At 35.0% G+C, this 22,768-nt stretch carries 20 protein-coding genes; 7 read left to right on the forward strand and 13 right to left on the reverse strand.

All coding sequences use genetic code 11. The features are described from left to right. Window positions 1-54: 54 nt before the first annotated feature. Window positions 55-2,262, reverse strand: a complete 2,208-nt coding sequence (locus OLM58_RS08735) for a TonB-dependent receptor (protein WP_264531982.1) — start codon at window positions 2,260-2,262, stop codon at window positions 55-57. 158 nt (window positions 2,263-2,420) lie between these two features. Next, entirely contained in the window at window positions 2,421-2,774 is a 354-nt protein-coding gene (locus OLM58_RS08740; protein ID WP_264531983.1) for a hypothetical protein, read from the reverse strand. Window positions 2,775-2,965: 191 nt separating this feature from the next. Here OLM58_RS08740 and OLM58_RS08745 point away from each other — a divergent pair, with 191 nt between their 5' ends. Continuing rightward, window positions 2,966-3,709 carry a porin family protein gene (locus OLM58_RS08745; protein ID WP_319802365.1) on the forward strand — a complete coding sequence of 248 codons (744 nt, stop codon included), beginning with the start codon at window positions 2,966-2,968 and terminating at the stop codon, window positions 3,707-3,709. Here OLM58_RS08745 and OLM58_RS08750 read toward each other — a convergent pair. After that, window positions 3,704-4,309, reverse strand: a complete 606-nt coding sequence (locus tag OLM58_RS08750; protein WP_264531984.1) for a hypothetical protein — start codon at window positions 4,307-4,309, stop codon at window positions 3,704-3,706. The genes OLM58_RS08745 and OLM58_RS08750 overlap by 6 nt on opposite strands. A gap of 203 nt (window positions 4,310-4,512) precedes the next feature. On the opposite strand from OLM58_RS08750, the gene OLM58_RS08755 reads away from it, so the two are divergent. The 5 genes from OLM58_RS08755 to OLM58_RS08775 all read left to right on the forward strand — a co-directional run bounded on the left by OLM58_RS08755 (window position 4,513) and on the right by OLM58_RS08775 (window position 9,819). Then, on the forward strand, window positions 4,513-6,984 hold the full coding sequence (locus tag OLM58_RS08755) for a bifunctional UDP-N-acetylmuramoyl-tripeptide:D-alanyl-D-alanine ligase/alanine racemase (RefSeq protein WP_264531985.1): 2,472 nt from the start codon (window positions 4,513-4,515) through the stop codon (window positions 6,982-6,984). Between the two features lie 69 nt (window positions 6,985-7,053). Then, on the forward strand, window positions 7,054-7,470 hold the full coding sequence (mscL, locus tag OLM58_RS08760; RefSeq protein WP_264531986.1) for a large conductance mechanosensitive channel protein MscL: 417 nt from the start codon (window positions 7,054-7,056) through the stop codon (window positions 7,468-7,470). Window positions 7,471-7,636: 166 nt separating this feature from the next. Then, the gene (locus tag OLM58_RS08765) at window positions 7,637-8,626 is read left to right on the forward strand and encodes an aspartate-semialdehyde dehydrogenase (protein WP_017494688.1); all 990 of its coding nucleotides are present in this window, start codon (window positions 7,637-7,639) and stop codon (window positions 8,624-8,626) included. 116 nt (window positions 8,627-8,742) lie between these two features. After that, a complete protein-coding gene (locus OLM58_RS08770; RefSeq protein ID WP_264531987.1) occupies window positions 8,743-9,246 on the forward strand; it encodes an SMI1/KNR4 family protein in 504 nt (167 codons plus the stop codon). Window positions 9,247-9,270: 24 nt separating this feature from the next. Next, on the forward strand, window positions 9,271-9,819 hold the full coding sequence (locus OLM58_RS08775; protein WP_264531988.1) for a CbrC family protein: 549 nt from the start codon (window positions 9,271-9,273) through the stop codon (window positions 9,817-9,819). Window positions 9,820-9,889: 70 nt separating this feature from the next. Here the strand turns inward: OLM58_RS08775 and OLM58_RS08780 are convergent, their stop codons facing one another. The 4 genes from OLM58_RS08780 to OLM58_RS08795 all read right to left on the reverse strand — a co-directional run bounded on the left by OLM58_RS08780 (window position 9,890) and on the right by OLM58_RS08795 (window position 12,435). Beyond that, window positions 9,890-10,207 (reverse strand): 2Fe-2S iron-sulfur cluster-binding protein, encoded by a 318-nt coding sequence (locus OLM58_RS08780; RefSeq protein ID WP_012023404.1) that lies wholly within the window; start codon window positions 10,205-10,207, stop codon window positions 9,890-9,892. A 60-nt stretch (window positions 10,208-10,267) separates the two neighbouring features. Next, a complete protein-coding gene (locus tag OLM58_RS08785; protein WP_264531989.1) occupies window positions 10,268-10,750 on the reverse strand; it encodes a hypothetical protein in 483 nt (160 codons plus the stop codon). A gap of 217 nt (window positions 10,751-10,967) precedes the next feature. Next, window positions 10,968-11,207, reverse strand: coding sequence for a NifU family protein (locus OLM58_RS08790; RefSeq protein WP_017494691.1), 240 nt, complete (start codon window positions 11,205-11,207; stop codon window positions 10,968-10,970). A 97-nt stretch (window positions 11,208-11,304) separates the two neighbouring features. Further along, window positions 11,305-12,435, reverse strand: coding sequence for an Mrp/NBP35 family ATP-binding protein (locus OLM58_RS08795; RefSeq protein WP_264531990.1), 1,131 nt, complete (start codon window positions 12,433-12,435; stop codon window positions 11,305-11,307). A 418-nt stretch (window positions 12,436-12,853) separates the two neighbouring features. Between OLM58_RS08795 and OLM58_RS08800 the strand changes: the two genes are divergently transcribed. Continuing rightward, window positions 12,854-14,473, forward strand: coding sequence for a L,D-transpeptidase family protein (locus OLM58_RS08800; RefSeq protein WP_264531991.1), 1,620 nt, complete (start codon window positions 12,854-12,856; stop codon window positions 14,471-14,473). A gap of 168 nt (window positions 14,474-14,641) precedes the next feature. Here OLM58_RS08800 and OLM58_RS08805 read toward each other — a convergent pair whose 3' ends face one another. The 6 genes from OLM58_RS08805 to OLM58_RS08830 all read right to left on the reverse strand — a co-directional run bounded on the left by OLM58_RS08805 (window position 14,642) and on the right by OLM58_RS08830 (window position 22,699). Continuing rightward, on the reverse strand, window positions 14,642-17,071 hold the full coding sequence (locus OLM58_RS08805) for an ABC transporter permease (protein WP_264531992.1): 2,430 nt from the start codon (window positions 17,069-17,071) through the stop codon (window positions 14,642-14,644). Window positions 17,072-17,218: 147 nt separating this feature from the next. Beyond that, entirely contained in the window at window positions 17,219-17,926 is a 708-nt protein-coding gene (locus tag OLM58_RS08810; protein WP_264531993.1) for an ABC transporter ATP-binding protein, read from the reverse strand. 110 nt (window positions 17,927-18,036) lie between these two features. Continuing rightward, a complete protein-coding gene (locus tag OLM58_RS08815; protein ID WP_264531994.1) occupies window positions 18,037-20,466 on the reverse strand; it encodes an ABC transporter permease in 2,430 nt (809 codons plus the stop codon). A 3-nt stretch (window positions 20,467-20,469) separates the two neighbouring features. Continuing rightward, window positions 20,470-20,592: a hypothetical protein gene (locus OLM58_RS08820; protein ID WP_264531995.1), complete on the reverse strand. Its 123-nt coding sequence runs from the start codon at window positions 20,590-20,592 to the stop codon at window positions 20,470-20,472. 8 nt (window positions 20,593-20,600) lie between these two features. After that, window positions 20,601-21,308, reverse strand: a complete 708-nt coding sequence (locus tag OLM58_RS08825; RefSeq protein WP_264531996.1) for an ABC transporter ATP-binding protein — start codon at window positions 21,306-21,308, stop codon at window positions 20,601-20,603. A gap of 146 nt (window positions 21,309-21,454) precedes the next feature. Continuing rightward, entirely contained in the window at window positions 21,455-22,699 is a 1,245-nt protein-coding gene (locus OLM58_RS08830; RefSeq protein WP_264531997.1) for an efflux RND transporter periplasmic adaptor subunit, read from the reverse strand. Window positions 22,700-22,768 lie beyond the last annotated feature (69 nt).

Consider the following 22,768-nt stretch of genomic DNA (forward strand, 5'->3'; position numbering starts at 1 on the left):
GCTTAGTCAGGTATTAACTAATCTTAGCTATATGTCGTATATGGTTTAAAAATGTTACAGATTGAAGTTAATTCCAAGGACAATATTTCGTCCTATGTTTGGTATACCGTCCGTTTTTAATCTTGACAGGTGAGCAATATATTTTTTATCCAATAAATTGTTTCCGTTTAGGTTAACATCGAAAGCATGTTTGCCTAGTTTTACTGTTCCGCCAAAACCTAAATTCACTAAAGTGTATCCTTTCGAAGCAGTTTCGAAACCACTTACATTATTTTGGCTAAAAGTAGAAGAAACATTTAAAGAAGCATAGCCTTCTTGAAGCCAGTCTTTGATCTTAAATTCAGTTCTTAAAGTGTTATTCCAGTTATTAGCAGGAATTAAAGGCAGGTAATCATTGTTTTGTTTTTTACCGGTTACCGTTTCAAAACTGGTTTCAAAATGCAGCCAGTCCAGCGGATGTGGGTGAAAGTGTAAACCTGCTTCACCTCCGTATAATTTGGCGTCATTCTGAACATAAGCAAAAACATCGTTGTTATCAAGTACTTCGCCTGTTGGTGAAGTGTAAATGTAGTTGTTCACATGATTGTAAAATCCGTTGATGAAAAACTCAAAGTGCGTGTTTTTATATTCTAAGTTTAAATCGGTTTGAACATTTTGCTCGTTTTTTAAAGCAGCATTTCCAACTTCATAACGGTTTGTTCCTTCATGAACTCCGTTTGACGTAAGTTCAGCTAAGTTTGGCGCTCTGAAACCTGTAGCCACATTCAATCGAAGTGTCAATGGTTCTGCAAGTTTTGTTTTATATCCTAATGAAGCATTAAAACTGTCAAAGGAACGGTCTAAAGGCAGAAAATAACCTTCTTCACCTTCCGTGCCGTGAGCTTCAGAAGTTACTTTTCGATTGTCAAAACGTAATCCGGCTTGTAAAACATTATTATTCCATTCGTAATTTGCAGTTCCAAAAGCACCAAAGTCATTTGTAGTCGCATCCGGAATTAAATATTCTTCCCCTGAATTTTTATTAGTCTGATGCATTCCCTGAACACCTACAATCGTTTCAATTTTACCGAATTTTGGAAAATGATATTTGGTATTGTAATTAAAAGTATTCAGTTTCATATGAAGAGAAGCGTTGTTGCTGTCTTCAAATTCACTTCTGTCATTGGCAATATAACCTAAATCAACGTCCAGTTTAGAGTTTTGAAAAAAGATCACATTGTTCAAACTCAATAAATGGTTGAAGATTCCTTGTCTTGGGAACATGGTATTTTTGCTTGATGACTGTTCTGCGATTCCTTCTTCGGGAATACCAATGTCCAGCTTGTTGTAATTGTAACGTAAAACACTGGAGAAACTAGAGTTGCTGTATCCAACTCCGGTTTTAAAATCGGTTTCATTGTAGCGGGTATTGGTTACACGGTCACCGTCGGCAATTTTGTAATCAGAATGAGTATTGAAGCTTCCTCGGGCTAAGAATTTCCAGTTGTCTGTTGAAGTTTTTAAGCCAATAGAAGAATTACTTCCTTGTGTATTGGTGAAATATTTTTGACTAAAATTAGCTTTGAAGGTATTCGCATCGGCAAATTTTTCAGGATTAAAATACAAAACACCGCCTAAAGCATCAGATCCGTATAATAAAGAAGCAGGCCCTTTGATTACTTCGACACTTTCTATTCCGGCATCATTAAGTCCCAGACCATGTTCGTCTCCAAATTGTTGATTTTCGATACGAACTCCTTGCGAGTATACTAAAACACGATTTCCGCTTAAACCTCTAATAACCGGTTTTCCAATAGAAGTTCCCGTAGAAATTTGAGAAACTCCCGGAATAGTTGCCAGACCTTCGATTAAAGTTGAAGTTCCTTTTTGTTGTAATGTTTTAATGCTTTCATGTTCTACTTTCATTACGTTTTGCGATTGCAATTTGTTGAAAGGAGTTGAAACCACAACTTCATCCATTTCAAAAACAGATTCCGTAAGGGTAATGTCTAAAGTGTTTTCTTTTAAGAGTTTGGAAATGGTCTTGCTTTGCGTAGTATAACCGATAAGAGTAAAAGAAAGTCGGAAACTTCCGTTTGGAAGATTCTTAAAATCGTATTTTCCGTTTTCATCTGTTGTTGTTCCTTTGTGTAGTTCAGCTGCATAAACAGATACGCCGGCTAAGGGTTTGTTTTGAAGATCGATAACAGTTCCCGATACCGAATTTTGAGCAGAAAGAATGCCCGTAAACCCTAAAATAAGGGCCAATATTAGTTTTTTCATTTGAAAATGATGCTATAGTTAATTGAATTTGTCTTCCAATCTGAAACTAAAATCAACGGTACAACTTGCCGAACCTGAAAGTTTCAGGATGGGGGAATTGACCAATTTTTTAGAATTAGATTAGAAAGAGTTTAAATTTATTTCGTGTATTTCGAAATTTAGGCAACTATAGCCTGCGGAGGCCCCCTTAGTAAATAGGCACTCTCTGAAAACGAAAATAATCTTTCTGAAAGAGTAAAGAAGTACGGAATTTCGTTATCGAAATGGTGAAACTGAAGCGCAATCTCTTCCGGAACAATATAACTACCAAAAGCAAAATGACAAACATAACATAAGTCATAATTATGGTGCTGGTGCGTTATTTCACCACTTGGATCATTGTAATCGTGGTGGCATTGTTTTTCTGAAAGCTGCTTTACAATATGCTCATAACTGTGTATGGACTGAAAGAATATTGAGAACAATATCATCAGAACCAAAGAAACACTTAATATGAACTGTTTTCTTTTCATGACACACAAAGGTATAAAAGATAGAAGAAAAATAGATTTATTTTTTAGATTCTGTTAACGATTCATTGAAAAAAGTTTAGAAAAGGTGTTTTTTTTGGATCGAAAAGCGAATAATTACATTCAAATGGTATCCTGAACTGGCATTATATTATATTTGTAATTGAAATAAAACTACCCTAAAAAACGTTTACTTGAAAAACTCTTTAAAACCAAAATACGATATGCGACTACTATTTAGCTGTTTGTTTTTAGTATCGTTTTTTAATTCTTTTGCCCAGGAAGTAAAGCCGGAGGTCAAACCGGAAGTGAAGCCTGTTGTTAGAATAGATTCACTATATCGGGAAGATCAGTTTTATTTTTCGGTTACCTATAATCTTCTGACCCAGATTCCACAAGGGCTTAAACAAAATAAATTCTCTGTCGGGCTTTCTACCGGTTTTCTGCGTGATATGCCAATCAATAAAAGCAGAACGGTTGCCATTGCAACGGGTTTGGGTTTGAGTTATCAAAATTATAACCAGAACCTGACTATTGCTAAAGGTGCAGATGGTAAGTTGACTTATGAAGTAACCGATTACAATGATATTAAATCAAACCGATACAAACAGTATATGGTTGATCTTCCGATAGAATTTCGTTGGAGAAATTCGACCTACGAAAGTTATAGATTCTGGAGAATTTATGGAGGATTTAAACTAAGCTATGTTTTTTCTAATAAGTCTCTTTTAGACACCGGAGAAGAGTCTCATAAAATTTCGAACAATCCTGATATAAACAGACTTCAGTACAGCGTATACATGGCCGTTGGTTATAACACCTGGAATCTTTACCTCAATTATGGACTAAACCCCTTGTTTAAAAATGTAACAACGGTTTCAGGGCAAAACATTAATGTAAGAACGCTGAATGCGGGATTAATTTTCTACATTTTATAGCCATAAATACAGAAATAATAACTGCGGTAAAATTCCAATAAAAGTTCCGATTACTAACTCATTAGGAGAATGAGCTTCCATTTCTAAGCGTGATGAAGCGACAATTCCCGTCATTAAAATCAGAAAAGCACTCCAATAAGGATTTTGCAATTGAAGATGTGTGTTCAGCCCAATTACAAAAATGGTGAATCCGCTAAGGGCCATCATGTGTAAGCTTGCTTTTATTTTAAAAAGGGAGCAAATCAAGGCCAAAATGGTACTAAACAAAGCGCCCAGAAAAAAGAAATGTAATTCAGGGTAACGGCTAATGACGATGCTTCGTTTTACCAGTAAAATATACAAAAAGCACTGTAAAATCAGAGGGATTTTGCGTTGTGAAGTTTCATGAATCATAATAGAATTCACATGCCCCGTCGAACGTAGTAAAAGGTAAAACAGTATGGGTACTAAAATGGTGATGATCAGAATTTGAAGCAGCACATAATATTTTTCCTGAGTACTAAAGAGATCATGCTTGAAGAAAAGATAAAACAAGGTGGCGTACATCGATATAAAAATCGGATGAAAGATATAGGAGAATAGAGGCAGGATTCTTTTCAAAACGTTGTATTTAGTGGTGTTAAGCAAATATAAACAAATAATGTTTTTTTGCTACGAATCGTGCGAATTAGCAGGAGTTAAAATTCGTGTAATTCGCAACAAACTTTTTATTAATCTGTGGCAAAAGATGTCACAAAGAATTAGTGAAAATTTGTGAAATTCATGGTAAACCTTTTTTTAAATTTGACAAAAAGAAAATCTTAATGAGCATAAATGTAAAAAGCCTTATCCCGGTTCTCAATGCCGAATGGACAGGTTCAGATTCTGATGTTTTTGTTGACCATATTTCGATCGACAGCCGTTCTCTACAAAACGGTTCCAAAACTTTGTTTATTGCCCTGTCAGGGATTAATAATGATGCTCATTTGTATATTGCAGAATTGATAGAAAAAGGAGTTCAGAATTTTGTAGTACAGCATATTCCTGAGAATGTAAAAGGAAAAGCTCATTTTTTGGTGGTCAAAAATACACTACAAGCTTTACAGGAATTTGCGGGCTATTATAGAGATTTGTTTCATTTTCCAATTATCGGATTGACCGGAAGTAATGGTAAAACGATAGTAAAGGAATGGCTTAATTTCTTGTTGAGCCCGGACTATAATATTATCCGAAGCCCTAAAAGTTATAACTCTCAGGTTGGCGTTCCGTTATCTGTAATTGCCATTAATGAAAAACATAATCTGGGAATTTTCGAAGCCGGAATATCTACGGTTAATGAAATGGTGAAACTCGAAAGAATCATCAAACCTAATATTGGAGTTTTAACCAGTATCGGTTCGGCACATGATGAAGGATTTAAAAATCTGGAAGAGAAAATAGACGAAAAGTTATTGCTTTTTAAAAATTCAACAGTCATTATTTATCAGAACAACAAGCTTGTAGACGTATGTCTTGCAAAGTTAAGTCTGAACTATTTTTTATCGGAACGAGTACTTTTTTCATGGAGTTTCACTGATGAATCGGCAGATGTTTTTGTCGTGAAGCATATTAATGAGGATGAAACGACCAGTATTCAGGCCCGTTATAAAAATGAAATTTTTGACTTGGAAATTCCATTCAGTGATTCCGCTTCCATAGAAAATGCGATCTCCTGTCTGTCGGTTTTACTGTATATGAAGTACGATGCAGAAACCATTCAGAATCGATTTCAGAATTTGTACCCCGTGCAAATGCGTCTGGAGGTAAAAAATGGAATCAACAATTGCAGCATCATTGACGATAGTTACAGTTCAGACTTTCAGTCACTCAAGATAGCATTGGATTTTTTAGAAAGCCAGCAGAAAAAGAACGCATCAAAAACAGTTATTTTGTCGGATATTTTTCAAAGCGGATTTTCAAATGAAGAATTGTATACCAAAGTAGCACAGTTAATTGAGGATAATAAAATAAACCGTGTCATTGGGATAGGAGAAACGATTTCTTCCTTTGCCGCTAAATTCTCAAACTGTATTACTTTTCCAAATACAGCTGAATTTATTACGCAAATGGAGAGTCTGAATTTCGAAAATGAAGCCATTTTAATCAAAGGAGCGAGATCGTTTCAGTTTGAAGAAATTGTGTCATTACTCGAAGAAAAAACGCATGAAACGATTCTGGAGATCAATCTGAATTCGATTAGCCACAATCTGAATTACTATAAATCGAAATTAGCGACTAACGTTAAGCTAATGGTGATGGTTAAAGCATTTGGTTATGGAAACGGTGGACTTGAAATTGCGAAACTGCTTGAACATCACAAAGTAGATTATTTGGGTGTGGCTTTTGCCGATGAAGGAATCTCTCTAAAAAATGGTGGAATAAAACTACCAATTATGGTTCTGAATCCGGAATCGACCAGTTTTCCTTCGATTATACTGTATCATTTAGAACCCGAAATTTATAGTATTAAAGGATTAAAAGCATTTTTAAAAATTGCAAGAGAAAAGAATCTTAAAGATTTTCCAATTCACATCAAGCTGGATACCGGAATGCATCGTTTGGGTTTTGAAGAAAATACACTGGAGGAACTGATTGAAACTCTCAGAGGAAATTCGACCGTAAAAGTAAAAAGTGTGCTGTCGCATTTGGCAACAAGCGACGAAGTGAAGCATTTTGATTTTGTGAGATCCCAGATTCGTCTGTTTGAAAATCTGTCCTTAAAATTGATTACGGCTCTGGATATTAATCCGATTCGTCATATTCTCAATACTTCCGGAATAAGTAATTTTCCGGACGCACAATACAACATGGTACGTTTAGGAATTGGTTTATATGGAGTTTCAAACGATCCTGCTGAGCAAAAATATCTGGAAAATGTAGGTACTCTGAAATCAATTATCTCTCAGGTACGAACAATTCCGGAGGGAGACAGTGTTGGTTACGGACGTCGTTTTATGGCAGATAAAGAAACCAGAGTTGCCACCATACCTATTGGATATGCAGATGGAATTTCGCGCTTATGGGGAAATAAAGTTGGGTATGTGGTGATTAAGGACCAAAAAGCGTTCATTTTAGGGAGTGTTTGTATGGACATGCTCATGGTCGATGTCACCGATATCGATTGTAAAGAAGGTGACTCGGTAATTGTTTTTGGAGAAAGTCCAACGGTTATAGAAATGGCAACTGCTTTAAAAACAATACCGTATGAAATTATGACCAGCATATCACAGCGGGTAAAAAGAGTGTTTTTTAGATAATTTTAACAAATTGTCAATAAAATTACGTATTTTCGAAAATCAATTAAGTATAAACTAAAATAATCGATTATGGGATTTTTTGCAGATTTTAAAGCTTCTTTGCTGAAAGGTGATGTGTTGAGTTTAGCAACAGCAGTTGTTATTGGTGGTGCATTTGGAAAAATAGTGGGTTCTGCTGTGGACGATATTATTATGCCAGTTGTTGGTTTACTTACAGGAGGAATTGATTTTACTCAAAAGTTTGTTACACTCGATGGTAATAGTTATCCAAATTTAGCCGCTGCTAAAGCCGCCGGAGCCGCAGTAATTACCTATGGAAATTTGGTTCAGGCAATCATTAATTTTGTAATTATATCGTTTTTTGTATTTGTGGTATTAAGAGCTGCAGATAAAGCAAAGAAAAAAGAAACAGTAGTCGAGGCAGCACCTGTCGGACCAACTCAAGAAGAGCTACTTACGCAAATTAGAGATTTGCTTAAAAAATAATTCCGCTACACTAAGTCTAACTAAACCGTTCCTTAACTGGGGCGGTTTTTTTACTTTTTGTTTGTTTTGTAACATTTTGTTATTTTTTGTGAAGGGCGTTGTTTTGACTTTTATTATGTATACTTTTGCATAACAAAATAAATTAATTCATACTAAACATATAAAAATGAGAATAGCAGTCGTAGGTGCCACTGGTATGGTTGGCGAAGTAATGCTTAAAGTTTTAGCAGAAAGAAATTTTCCCGTTACAGAGTTAATTCCGGTAGCTTCTGAGAAATCAGTAGGAAAAGAAATTGAATATAAAGGAACAAAATACAAAGTGGTAGGACTGCAGACAGCAGTGGATATGAAAGCTGATATTGCTGTTTTTTCGGCAGGAGGTGAAACTTCGCTGGAATGGGCTCCAAAATTTGCTGCAGCCGGTACAACTGTTATTGACAATTCATCAGCATGGAGAATGGATCCGACTAAGAAATTAGTGGTTCCTGAAATCAACGCTTCGACTTTAACCAAAGAAGATAAAATTATCGCAAACCCAAACTGTTCCACTATTCAAATGGTGTTGACTTTGGCTCCATTGCACAGAAAATACAACATTAAGAGAATTATAGTTTCTACGTATCAATCGATCACCGGAACGGGTGTAAAAGCGGTAAGACAGTTAGAAAATGAGTACGCCGGAGTTCAGGGTGAATTGGCTTATAAATATCCAATTCACAGAAATGCCATTCCACATTGCGACAGTTTTGAAGAAAACGGATACACTAAAGAAGAAATGAAATTAGTTCGTGAGACTCAAAAGATTCTGGGTGATAATACGATTAGAGTAACGGCTACAGCAGTTCGTGTACCGGTTGTTGGCGGACACAGTGAGGCAGTAAACGTTGAGTTTACGAATGATTTTGATGTAAATGAAGTACGTGAAATTTTACACCATACAGATGGAGTAGTAGTTCAGGATAACTTAGATACCTTTACTTATCCAATGCCATTGTTTGCAGAAGGTAAAAATGACGTTTTTGTAGGTAGAATTCGTCGTGACGAAAGCCAGCCAAATACTTTAAACCTATGGATTGTTGCCGATAACCTGAGAAAAGGAGCTGCAACAAATACCATTCAAATCGCTGAGTATTTAATCGCGGCAGGTTTGGTATAAACAGAGATTAAATTAAATTGTTATAGAGAGAAAGCCGTAATTGCAGCAATGCAGTTGCGGTTTTTTTGATGCATAAACTTAAAAATCATAAATTAGCTGTTGTAAAAATCAATGATATGAATTTCGATAATTATAAAATAATAGCCAATTACAATACTCATAAAACGGATTTGTTTGTAGCAGATGAAGAAGAGATCCTGGCTTGTGAGAAAACGCTAAACATTCTTTTTGATGAAGACTACAAAGCCTATGTTTCAGAATTCGGAAGTGGAATCCTTGGAGGAACCTACGTACGGATTTATCTTCCTGAAACCATAATGCTGACGCTCGATGAGTGGAGGAATCGCATAACGGAATATTGGTTTTGGGATGAAGGAAAGGATGTGCTTACGAAAGAGGAAGTTTTGAATTCAGTAAGAATAGGGGATACGTACGACGGCGATGAGATTGTTCTTTTAAAAAACGAATACTTTGTTCTGCCAAGATATAGTGAAATGATCTATAAAGCAGGGACTACACTTGAAGAAGCGATAACCTGGCTGTGTTCGTCGGGAATCCTGACAGAAGCATTTTCTGAAAGAAATTTTGAACCATTTAATCCAGGAGAAATTACGGAATAATTAATAAAAAAAGCTTTTATAATTATGGAATTACCTAGGTTTAAATATAGTCCTAATGCATACGAAATAGATGTTTTTACTGAAGAAGAAGGAATTTGTTCAATTTGTAGTGTAAAAAGAAACTTAAAATATACAGGTTCTTTTTATAGCATTGAAGAACCAGAATATATTTGTCCATGGTGTATTAATGATGGGAGTGTATCAAAAAAGTATAATGGAGAGTTTAATGATTATAGCGGTATTGAGAATGTATCTCCAGATCCTTCAATTCAAAGTAAAATCAATATTTCTGAGAAGCACTTATTGGAAGTATGCGAAAGAACGCCCAGCTACGTAAGCTGGCAACAAGAAGTATGGCTAACGCATTGTAATGAGCCGTGTGCTTTTATTGGTTATGCAAACAATAAAATTATCGAACCGTTTTTAGATGAGCTTAAAGAAGATATTGAGGTAAATATTGGTTATGATCCAGAGCTTATTCGTAAGTACTTAACAACTGACGGAAGCCTGGTCGGTTACTTATTTCAATGTGTAAACTGTGGACAGCATAGACTACATGCAGACTCTGATTAAGTAAGCCTGTCGATTAGTTTGTATGACAACCAAAAAAAGCGAGAATTTTTTAGTTCTCGCTTTTTTGTATTTAATATTCCGGGGCCAGTTCTAATTCCAGGCCTTCTAATTCTTCTGTAATAGGGATCTGACAACCTAAACGGCTATTAGATTTAACATAAAACGCTTCCGAAAGCATAGCCTCTTCTTCATCTCCCATTTCCGGTAATGCAACATCATTTAGAACGTAACACTGGCAAGAGGCACACATCGCCATTCCTCCGCAAGTTCCTTCAACAGGAAGTTCGTATGCTTTGCATAACTCCATTATGTTCATTGCCATATCAGTCGGAGCTTGTAATTCGTGTATAACTCCTTCTCGATCTTTAATCTTTATTAATACATCCATTTTAATTAGTGGAATTTTACTGGTTCGGATTTTATAACGTGAAAAAATCCTTAAATTATATTAACTGTTTTTGATACTAAATGCGTATTCTTTTTTGTTACCTTCTTTTAGGTGCATTTTTACACCAAGAGTATTTCCGTTTTTCTCTAATATTGTTACTATAGCAATTACAGAATAATAATCTTTATCAGATTGAAAAACCAAAGTCCCTTCATAAGTTGAATTCACCACTCCCTGTTTGTCTGTGGAAACGGATACTTTTCTTGGGTGAGAGAATTGTGCAACACTATAAGTCGCTTTATTGGCAAACTTTGCTTTCCCGCCACAAATGTCGAATAGAAAATCATAGTTTCCAATTCTCAGGCTTCCTTCTTCTTCGTTGGCATTAGTTGAGAATACAATCTGACCGGAGTATTTAAAATCTGACCATTCTTCTGATTCATTTAACCAAGCCTTGTCAACGACTAACGTTTGAGTGGTTTGTTGCGCATAATTTACAGCAACACAAAATAATAATAAAAACAGAGTGTAAAGCTTCTTCATAAAATTTAAGATTTAAGGGTTATGTGACAAATTTAATTAAATAAGTGACAATTCCTTAACTAAAACTCTTAAATATTTGTATTATATTTTGCTAAAAACGCAACAACTCATTTATTTAGTACTGTTTTTTTGCGAAATTACAAATCAAACAATATAAAGAGCTAATATTCTTGTTAAATCGATAAAATCGAATTGCTGAGAAAAATAGCCTTTTTTATTACATGATATTAACCACCGTTTCTATTTGTGGCGCATATTTTTTTATAGTGGTCTCAACTCCTGCTTTTAGCGTCATTTGATTTACACTACAGCTAATACATGCTCCTTCAAGACGCACTTTAACGTGTTTGTCGTCTTCTATAGAAATAAGCGTGATGTCTCCTCCATCAGAATTTAAAAAAGGTCTGATTTCGTCAAGAGCTAATAATACGTTGCTTGTTAATTCTTCTGTTGTCATAATTTTATCAATTAGAAAATTAGTCAATTAGAAAATGAGATAATTATCAAAATCATTCATTATCTCATTTTCAAATTATCTCATTATCTTATTTATATTAATTTTTTTTAACTGCTGAACATCCCGCCATAGTCGTAATTTTTATGGCTTCAGTTGCAGGTAAACTATGGTTTCTGTTTACAGTTTCCTGTACAACATTGCGTGTAATTTCTTCAAAAACGGTTTCGATTACCGAAGCAGTTTGTAAAGCAGCCGGACGACCGTAATCACCAGCTTCACGAATAGATTGTACAATTGGAACTTCTCCTAAAAAAGGAACGTTTAAGTCTTCGGCAAGATTTTTTGCTCCTTCTTGTCCAAAGATATAATATTTATTGTCAGGTAATTCTTCGGGTGTAAAATAAGCCATATTTTCTATAATTCCCAAAACAGGTACGTTAATGTTGTCCTGCATGAACATCGCCACTCCTTTTTTAGCATCAGCCAAAGCTACAGCCTGAGGAGTACTTACTACTACAGCTCCTGTAATTGGCAGCGATTGCATGATCGAAAGATGAATATCTCCTGTTCCCGGAGGTAAGTCGATTAACATAAAATCTAATTCTCCCCAATCAGCATCAAAAATCATTTGATTCAGTGCTTTTGCAGCCATTGGACCTCTCCAAATTACAGCCTGACTTGGCGCTGTAAAGAAACCGATAGAAAGTATTTTAATTTCATAGCTTTCGATAGGTTTCATTTTTGATTTTCCGTCAACAGTAATCGAAACCGGTTTTTCGTTTTCAACGTCAAACATAATTGGCATCGATGGTCCGTAGATATCGGCATCAAGAACACCAACTGAAAAGCCCATTTTAGCAAGCGTTACAGCAAGATTTGCAGTAACAGTCGATTTTCCAACTCCTCCCTTACCGGAAGCAACAGCAATAATATTTTTGATTCCAGGAATAGCGCGACCTTTAATTTCGTTTTTCTCCGGAGTTTCTACTTTAATATTTACTTTAATTTTTGCTTCTGGAGATACCAATTCATGGATTGTTTTTTTGATATCGTCTTCCGCTCTTTTTTTGATGTGCATTGCTGGTGTATGCAACACTAAGTCTACCACAACTTCATCACCAAAAGTAATGACATTGGCAACAGCGCCGCTTTCAACCATATTTTTTCCTTCTCCCGCTATAGTAATTGTTTCTAGAGCTTTAAGAATTTCTTTTCTGTCTAATTTCATTTTAATGGGCTATTTTCGATTGATCGAAATCGATTTAAAGTATTGTATTTATTTAAACTGATTTCAGACTGCAAAGATAACAGATTATGTTCGGATTCAAACCCTTTTTAAATTGTATTTATTGATATTGAGATTGCTCAAAATGATTCTTATACCTTGTTTTTGATTACGGAATCTAAAAAACGAGAGATCGCGTTTTATTTAGAAATAAAAAAACGGGGAAAACATAACAGGTAAACAGATAAAATTTAAGAATATGATCGTTAAAATATCAATAATCTTAGCTATATTTGAGTACCCTAAATTTGCGATTTCCAAATATTCTGAAAAATATACGAGAATTTGTCTTTGGGGGACAATTATAGGTTTTCGGTATTTTCTGAATAGAATTTAATCTTAAAATTTAAATCTGAAAAATATGCGAAATTTTACTTCTTCATCTGTAATTATTGCTGTTAGTTTTTTGCTGCTTTCTTTCGGATCTTCCGCTAAAGAGAGCGATGTAAGATACAAATTCAAAGCGTTTGACAATGTTTCTGCATCAAATAGATATCTTTTTAGAATGGCTGTTGATGCGGCAGCAATCAGTCAGTTTTACAAAAAATATCCCAATTTAAAAAAATACCAAAATGACGTTTTAGACCTGTATAAAAAAAAGGAGTATAAAATGATTTGGTACGATGAGAAAAGCGTGAGCGAATTTGGTGCACTGCTGTATCAGAAAGTACGCTTGCTCAATGAGCAGGGAATAAAGGCTACAATGCCTTATATGAATCTGGTAGATGATGTTTTTAACGAGAACGTAACAAACGATCTTCCTCAAATTGACACAGAACTGTTGTTGTCTAATATGTATGTGTTTTACGCAAGCAACGTTTACTCAGGAGTTGATCCGGCAACATTAAAGAAAATAGGATGGTTTCTTCCTGCAAAAACTATTTCGTATTCTAAAATATTAGATTCGCTTATGGTTGATCCTGACCGATTGAATAAAGATGAGAATCTTTTGTTTGGTCAGTACTACAAACTTAAATCGGTATTGAAAAGATACAGAAACATCGAGAAAAACAAGCAATGGACAAAAATTGATATTGACAGCATAAATTATAAAGACCTAAAGCCTTTTGATAGTGGTGTTGCCATCAAACAAATCAGACAGCGATTGTTTGTGGTGGGAGACTTGGCGCAAGATTCTAAAAGAGATGTATATGATGAGGAGATGATGGCCGGAGTTTTAAAGTATAAAAAAAGGTACGGACTGAAACTGAACTATACCTTAACCCGTGATCATATCAATCAGATGAATGAACCCATTGGTAATCGTATCAAAACGATCATGCTGAATATGGAACGCTGTCGATGGATACCCGCCTCATTAGCAAAGGCCAGCGAATACATAATGGTTAACATTCCGTCCTTCAGGCTGATTTATGTTAAAGATGGGAAATATGAACTTGTTTCGGATGTCTTTGTGGGAACCCGTATGACCGAGACTGTAATTTTTAGTGGTAATATGGATCGAATTGTATTTAGTCCGTATTGGTATGTTCCGCAGAGTATCATCAAAAATGAGCTGAAACTGAAAATGGCAGAAGATAAAAACTATCTGGCCGATCATAATATGGAATGGAACGGAGGGAATGTAAGACAAAAACCGGGACCTAAAAATTCTTTAGGATTAGTTAAATTCATGTTTCCAAATCCAAATGACATTTACCTGCACGATACGCCTGCAAAAAGTTTGTTTGATTTTGAAAAACGTATTTTCAGCCATGGCTGTATTAATGTTAAAGAGGCAAAACCATTGGCTTTGGCTATTTTGAAAGACAATCCCGACTGGCCGGTAGATAAAATCGATAAAGCGATGAGTGGCGAAAAAGAAACGACTTGTATGCTGAAAACCAAAATTCCAATTTATATCGGATATTTTACCGCCTGGGTAACTGATGACGGGGAGATTGGTTTTTACCCTGATGTTTACGACAGAGATAAACAGCTGGATAAGTTATTGTATTCCTATTCAGTTGTTTCGAAATAAAAAAGGAAACCCGCCAGATCAATATGATTTGGCGGGTTTCTTAAAAAAAATGGTCTACAAGTTTATATCAAATTTACTTACATTTTAGTCTAATGTTTTCTGATATAATGCCGATGTAATATGAAAATAGTACAATGCAATTGGACTATATTGAATATACAATCGGTATTATTCGTATTTTAAATATTTTAAGATATCAATCTTCGTTACCTGATAAGCTTTTGCTAAAACGATGATAAGCGTTAAACCTAACAGGGAAGCCAGAGCAATACTGAATGGAATTACCGAAACTCCAATTCGGAAGGCAAAGTTTTCCAGCCATTTTTGTAGCAAAATGTATGCCGGAATAATACCAATCACAAATCCAAGTAAACAGAAACCAACATATTGCTTGGATAGTTCTTTTAATAAAGCATCTGTTTCAGCGCCCAATGTTTTTCTAATGGCAATTTCTTTCAGTCTTCGTTCCATTGAAAAAGAAGCCAAAGCAAACAATCCAAAAATAGCGATGATGATGACCACAAGATTTAGAATGAAAAACAATTTTTTCTGTTTTACCTGTTCCTCATACGTTTTAGCAAAGCCTTTATTGACAAATTCATATTCAAAAGGATAATCCTGATTGATATTCTTTGTCCAGAATTTGTCCAGTTTTGCTAAGGTTTCTGATAAATTATTGGGAGAAACTTTTACATAAATTTCTTCAAAATTATTCCACTTTAAAGTTTTAAGGTTAATAAAAATCAGTGGAGGAACTTTATCCTTTAATCCTGTGATGTGGAAATCTTTTACTACACCAACGATTTTAAATTTCATATTTCCTTTTTCATTTTGCCACCCAGATGTTATAACCGTATTAAGTGGTTTTTTAAGGCCTAATGTTTTAACAAGAGTTTCGTTTACCAGCCAGTTGTCAATGGTGTCCGAAGCAAATTTTGGAGATAAATCACGTCCTTGAACAATTTTGATTTTCATCATATCCAGAAAACCAAAATCCATTTCGACATTTCCGGATTGTAGAGAAATACCGTTGTGCGTAAGTCCTGAACTGGAATAAGTGCTATTTCCAAAAGAACCGGCAAAGGTGGATACGTCTACAACACCGGACATTTTTAAAAGTTCTTGTTTTGTGGTTTGATATTTGGATAATTTCGTTTTGTATTCCTGATAATTAAAAGGAATTTTGATAACCTGATCTCCACTAAAACCGAGGTCTTTGTTCATCATATAACTCACCTGAGAATTCACTATTAAAGCACCTATGATGAAAAAAGTAGCGATACCAAACTGGAAGATAAGCATCGAATTTCGAATCCAGATGCCGCTTTTACTTCTCGAGAAGTTTCCTTTCAAAACTTTTAGCGTTTCAAAATTCGAGATATAAATGGCAGGAAAAATGCCTGCAAGAACGATTACTAATCCGAACATAAAAATAAGCTGCAGGTAAAATTCGCTGCCATTCATAGTCAAAGATTTTTTCAGGAAAGTATTATAGTAGGGTAGTGAAAGCTCTACAATTGCCAGAGCAAAAAGAATAGCCAGAACCACTATTATAGCTGTCTCGAAAATAAACTGAAGAATAATTTGCTTTTTAGTAGCTCCCACAATTTTGCGAACACCCACTTCTTTAGCACGTTTTATTGCCGATGCTGTTGCTAAATTAATGTAATTGACTAAAGAAAGAATCAGAATCAGAATAGACAGACCTACCATAATATAAAGCAATTGCAGATCTCCCTTTCCCTCAGGAAAACTGGCGCCTTGTGCAGATTTTATGCCGTGTAGACGAGCACCACTTAATTTGTCCAACATCACTATGATCTCGCCATTTTCTTTAATATACTGTTCCGGAGTCAGTCCGTTGGCTTTGGCATCTTTCAAAGTCCGGTTAACGTAATTTATGTTTTGCATTTTCTTTACAACAGCAGCGATATCGGCTCCTTTTTTTACTTTAATCATTAATGCATAATTAAAGTTACCCCAACTTTGTTCGTCGTTTTCACGGGCAATTCCACTGAAAACGTAGTTAGGTTCAAAAGCGGAAGGGGCTATGTTTTTATAAACAGATTTTACAGTGTAATCTTTATAATTATAAGTAATGGATTTGCCAATTGGATCCTGATTCTTAAAAAGCAGTTTTGCTGTTTCTTCTGATATTGCAACACTGTTTTTCTCTTTCAGGATATTGATTTTGGCTCCTTTTACGATCGGCAGCGGAAACATGTCAAAAAAACCATTGTCGGAAATCGCAATCTTTTTGTGAAAGAATTTTTGTCCTTGGTATTTGATCATATCATTATTATACCAGGAATTAAAAAAACAGATTGATTCGATTTCCGGAATGGTGGCTTTACAGGTTCTTCCAAAAGGAATATTGTTGTAGGACCAAATATCCCCATTCTCTCCAATTCTATTGAAAACCTGATAGACATTATCTTTTTTAGGATTCCATTGGTCGTAGGCATTTTCGTTATTCCAATATAGAATGGCGAAAATCATTCCCGCGATTCCAATACTTAATCCCAGGATATTTAAAAACGAAAACAGCTTGTTTTGTTTCAAATGATATATAAAAATCTTAAACCAGTTAAAAATCATGTTTTATTTTTTATAGTTGTTACAGTTGGTTTTGGAATAGTTTTACAGGTTTTATAATCTGCAAGGCATTATAGGCCGGATAGTATTTTACAAACAAACCCCATCAGGATTATGATTGCACTTACGATGAATTTGATCATTTTACTTTTATTTAGCGTCCATAAAAACATCAACATTTCGTTGATTGAATTTTTCAGAGAATACTACACCATCTTTCATATGGATCGTTCTTTGCGAAAACGAAGCGTCATAATCAGAGTGGGTAACCATCAAAATGGTAGCTCCTTTAGCATGTAAATCGGTTAAGAGTTCCATTACTTCATTACCATTTTTACTATCTAAATTTCCGGTTGGCTCATCAGCCAGAATAATTTTAGGATCGTTTACCAAAGCTCTTGCAACGGCAACTCTTTGCTGTTGTCCTCCCGAAAGTTGTTGTGGGAAATGTTTAAGGCGGTGAGAGATATTCAGTTTCTCAGCAATAGCTTCGATTTTTTGTTTTCTTTCAGATGCCTTTACATTGTTGTAGATCAAAGGCAATTCGATATTGTCATAAACCGAAAGTTCGTCGATCAGGTTAAAATTCTGAAAAATAAAACCAATGTTTTCTTTGCGTACATTTGCTCTTCCTTTCTCTTTTAAGCCAATCATTTCCTGATCTAATAATTTATAACTTCCCTTAGAGGCACTGTCCAGCAATCCTACTATATTTAATAAAGTCGACTTTCCGCAGCCCGAAGGTCCCATAATAGTTAAAAAATCTCCTTTTTTAATGGTTAAATTAATTCCGCTTAAAGCCGCTGTTTCTACTTCTTCTGTTCTAAAAACTTTGGTTAAATTTTCAATAGTTATCATATTTTTAAGGAGCAAGTTGTTGGTGAAGAAATGTTTTTTGATTGGTTGTTGATGATTGGGGTGTGTTTTGTGAAATGTGAAATGTAACTGAGACCTGAAAACTAAAAAAACTATTCGTATTTTAAATATTTCAAAACATCTATTTTAGTCACCTGATAGGCTTTGGTTAGAACAATCAGCAGGGTTAGAAACAATAAAGAGAGTAAAGCAACACAAAACGGGATAAATGAAATTTCGATGCGGAAAGCAAAATCTTCAAGCCATTTTTGTAATAAAAAGTACGCTGGAACAATTCCGATCACAAATCCCGTTAGGCAGAAGATCACATACTGTTTTGACAGTTCTTTCAGTAAGAGATTTGTTTCTGCTCCTAATGTTTTTCTAATTGCAATTTCTTTTAGTCTTCGCTCCATTGAAAAAGAAGCCAAAGCAAACAATCCGAAAATGGCGATAATGATTACCACAAGATTTAGAATGAAAAACAGATTTTTCTGTTTTACCTGTTCCTGATACGTTTTGGCAAAACCTTTATTGACAAATTCATATTCAAAAGGATAATCCTGATTGATGTTTTTTGTCCAGAATTTGTCTAGTTTTGATAATGTTTCGGTTAAGTTATTTGGGGAAACTTTTACATAAATATTGTCAAAATTATTCCACTTTAGAGTTTTAAGATTGATAAAAACCATTGGGGGTACTTTGTCCTGTAAACCTGTGATATGAAAATCTTTTACAACACCAACAATTTTAAATTTTATATTGCCCTTTTCATTTCCCCAACCTGATGTTACTACTGTATTGATAGGTTTTTTAAGGCCTAATGTTTTAACGAGAGTTTCGTTGACCAGCCAGTTGTCTATGGTATCTGAAGCAAATTTCGGAGATAAGTCTCTTCCCTGAACAATTTTGATTTTCATCATATCCAGAAAACCAAAATCCATTTCGACATTTCGGGGCTGTACAAAAATACTGTTGTGGGTAAATCCTGAACTGGAATTAGTACTATTTCCAAAAGAACCCGCAAAGGTGGATACATCTACAATACCTGACATTTTTAAAAGTTCCTGTCTGGTGGTTTGATACTTGAGTAATTTTTTGTCACGTTCCTGATAATTAAAAGGAATTTTAATAACCTGATCTCCGCTAAAACCAAGGTCTTTATTCATCATATAACTCACCTGAGAATTTACAATTAAAGCACCTATGATGAAAAAAGCAGCAATACCAAATTGAAAAATAAGCATTGAATTTCGAATCCAGGTGCCGCTTTTACTTCTCGAGAAGTTTCCTTTCAAAACTTTTAGCGTTTCAAAATTCGAGATATAAATGGCAGGAAAAATGCCTGCAAGAACGATTACTAATCCGAACATAAAAATAAGCTGCAGGTAAAATTCGCTGCCATTCATAGTCAAAGATTTTTTCAGGAAAGTATTATAGTAGGGTAGTGAAAGCTCTACAATTGCAAGGGCAAAAAGAATTGCCAAAACTACTATTATAGCTGTCTCGAAAATAAACTGAAGAATAATTTGCTTTTTAGTAGCTCCTACAATTTTACGAACGCCAACTTCTTTAGCACGTTTTATTGCCGAAGCCGTTGCTAAATTGATGTAGTTTACCAGTGAAAGAATCAGAATCAAAATAGAAAGACCAACCATGATATAAAGCAATTGCAAATTACCTTTTCCCTCCGGAAGATTTGATCCTTGTGACGATTTTGTACCGTGCAGACGGGTATCGCTTAATTTATCTAATATTACAGTTGTCTGTCCATTTTCTTTTAAATACTGTTCCGGAGTTTGTCCGCTCTCTTTTGCATCTTTCAAAGTTCGGTTAACGTAATCTACATTTTGCATTTTCTTTAAAACAGTTGCAATATCAGTTCCTTTTTTAACTTTAATCATTAAACCGTAATTAAAGTTACCCCAACTTTGCTCGTCGCCTCCACGGGTAACTCCGCTAAAAACATAATTAGGTTCAAAAGCGGAAGGGCTTATGATTTTGTAGACCGATTTTACGGTATAATTTATATCATAATAAGTGATGGATTTACCAATAGGATCTGCATTCTTAAAAAGTAACTTTGCAGTTTCCTCTGATATCGCCACACTATTTTTTTCTTTCAGGATATTGGTTTTAGCTCCCTTTATGATAGGCAGCGGAAACATGTCAAAAAAACCATTATCCGAAACAGTAATCTTTTTATGGAAGAATTTTTGTCCCTGATATTTGATCATATCATTGCCATACCAGGAATTGAAAAAACAGATTGATTCGATTTCCGGAATGGTAGCGCTGCAGGTTCTTCCGAAAGGGATACTGCTCGAGGCCCAAATGTCTCCCGTTGCTCCAATTTTATTAAAAACCTGATAAACGTTCTCTTTTTCGGGATTCCATTGATCGTAGGCATTTTCGTTATTCCAATATAGAATGGCGAAAATCACTCCCGCGATCCCAATGCTTAATCCCAGGATATTTAAAAACGAAAACAATTTGTTTTGTTTCAAATGATAGATAAATATTTTAAACCAGTTAGAAATCATTGTTTATCTTTTTAGAATTAGCTCAGTTAAGGCCGAAGCCGAAACCGTATTTTTAATTTCTATAATCATTACTTTGCAGATAAATCCGATTAGGATTAGGATTACGGTTACAACAAATTTGATCATTTTGATATTTATTTAGCGTCCATAAAAACATCAACATTTCGTTGATTGAATTTTTCAGAGAATACCACACCATCCTTCATATGGATCGTTCTTTGCGAGAACGAAGCATCATAATCAGAGTGGGTAACCATTAAAATGGTAGCTCCTTTAGCATGTAAATCGGTTAAGAGTTCCATTACCTCATTACCGTTTTTACTATCTAAATTTCCGGTCGGTTCATCGGCCAGAATAATTTTAGGATCGTTTACCAAAGCTCTTGCAACGGCAACCCTTTGCTGTTGTCCCCCCGAAAGTTGTTGTGGGAAATGTTTAAGGCGGTGAGAGATATTCAGTTTCTCAGCAATAGCTTCGATTTTTTGTTTTCTCTCAGATGCTTTTACATTGTTGTAGATCAAAGGCAATTCAATATTGTCGTAAACCGAAAGTTCGTCGATCAGGTTAAAGTTCTGGAAAATAAAGCCAATGTTTTCTTTGCGTACATTTGCTCTCCCTTTCTCTTTTAAACCAATCATTTCCTGATCCAATAACTTGTAACTTCCGCCTGAAGCGCTGTCCAGAAGACCTATGATATTAAGTAAAGTCGATTTTCCACAGCCTGAAGGTCCCATAATGGTTAAAAAATCCCCTTTTTTAATCGCTAAAGAAATCCCGCTTAAAGCTGCTGTTTCTACTTCTTCCGTTCTGAAAACTTTGGTTAGGTTTTGAATTGTTATCATAAGTTTTGAAATTTTAGTGGTTGTTAATTCTATTTTTTGATTGATGATTGATGATTGAAACTTTGTGAATTGTGAATTGTAAAATTTAAACTGAAAACTGAAAACTGCGACTGTGTACTGTGACTGAAAACTGCGACCAGAAACTGCTACTGAGAACTAATCGATAATTCTTCAATGTCTTTATAATCGGTGTAGGATGAAGTAATGACCGATTCTCCTTCTTTTAAACCTTCGAGAACTTCATAGTACGATGGGTTTTCTCTGCCTAGTTTTATATTTCTTCTTTCTGCTTTATTTCCCTTTACTACGAAAATCCATTTTCCTGCTGCCTCCTGATTGAAACTTCCTTTTGAAACCACAAGTGTCTTGTTCTTTTCGGAGAGAATCAGTTTTACACCAAAACCAAGACCGTCTTGTAAAGTGATATTTTCTTTGGATATAAAAGCCAGCTCCACTCTAAAGTGTCCGTTTTTTACCTCCGGAATTACTTTTGTAACCAAAACTTCCAGATTTTTTCCTTGAAATTCTACCTGGCCCTTCAAACCTTCGCGTATTTTTTCCAAATAAAATTCATCTACATCGGCTGCTAATTTGTAGCCTTGCTTAGAATCTATTTTTCCGATACTTTCACCTGCCTGAAACGTTTTTCCCAACACAGGTTGAAAAGAAGTTAATCTCCCCGATTCCGGTGCTGTAATTAAGAAGTTCTTTTTATTGTTTCTTAAAATATCCAGACTTTTCTCCATAGTCTGAATCGAACGGTTGATTTGAGAAATTTGAACCTGATTGGTTTGTTTTTCTTTTTGAATACTTTGTTGGATCGTTCTTTTACGCTCGTCCTGAAAACGCAGACTTTCTTTAAAATTATTCCAGTCATTTCTCGAAATCACATCTTTTTCAAACAATTTCGCGTTCACGTCATACAACCTTTTGGCGTCATTATAATCGTGTTCGATTAAAACCAGATCTTTGGTTAAGTTCAGCTCCTGATTTCTGATGTTCAGTTTTCCGGTGTTCAAATTATTGATTTGCTCGATAATAGCGGTTTCCTGAGTCAGATAATTCAGTTCTGTGTTCGGATTGAACAAACGCGCTAAGGGCTGACCTTTGGTAACCATTGCGCCATTTTCAACAAAAATCTCTTTTACAGATCCGCCTTCGGTAACATTCACAAGCATTACGTTAAGAGGTTCCACTTTGGCCTGAAAAACAACAAAATCTTCAAAGAAAGCTTTTTCTACTTTCTGAACACTTAGTTCATCTGCTTTTACATTAAAACTTCTTTTGGTGTTAAACGAGAAAAATACAATTGTTGCCAAAACTAAAAAAACTCCAATTGCTATTGTGAGATATCTAAATTTTCTATTTTTACGAGGAATTATCTTGTCCATTTCTTTAATAATTTACTGATTACCAATAGGTAAATACTGTGCCATAAAAAGCATAATCTGTAAAGTATT

It is taken from the genome of Flavobacterium sp. N502540 (genome assembly GCF_025947365.1).
In the GTDB taxonomy this organism is placed as follows: Bacteria; Bacteroidota; Bacteroidia; order Flavobacteriales; family Flavobacteriaceae; genus Flavobacterium.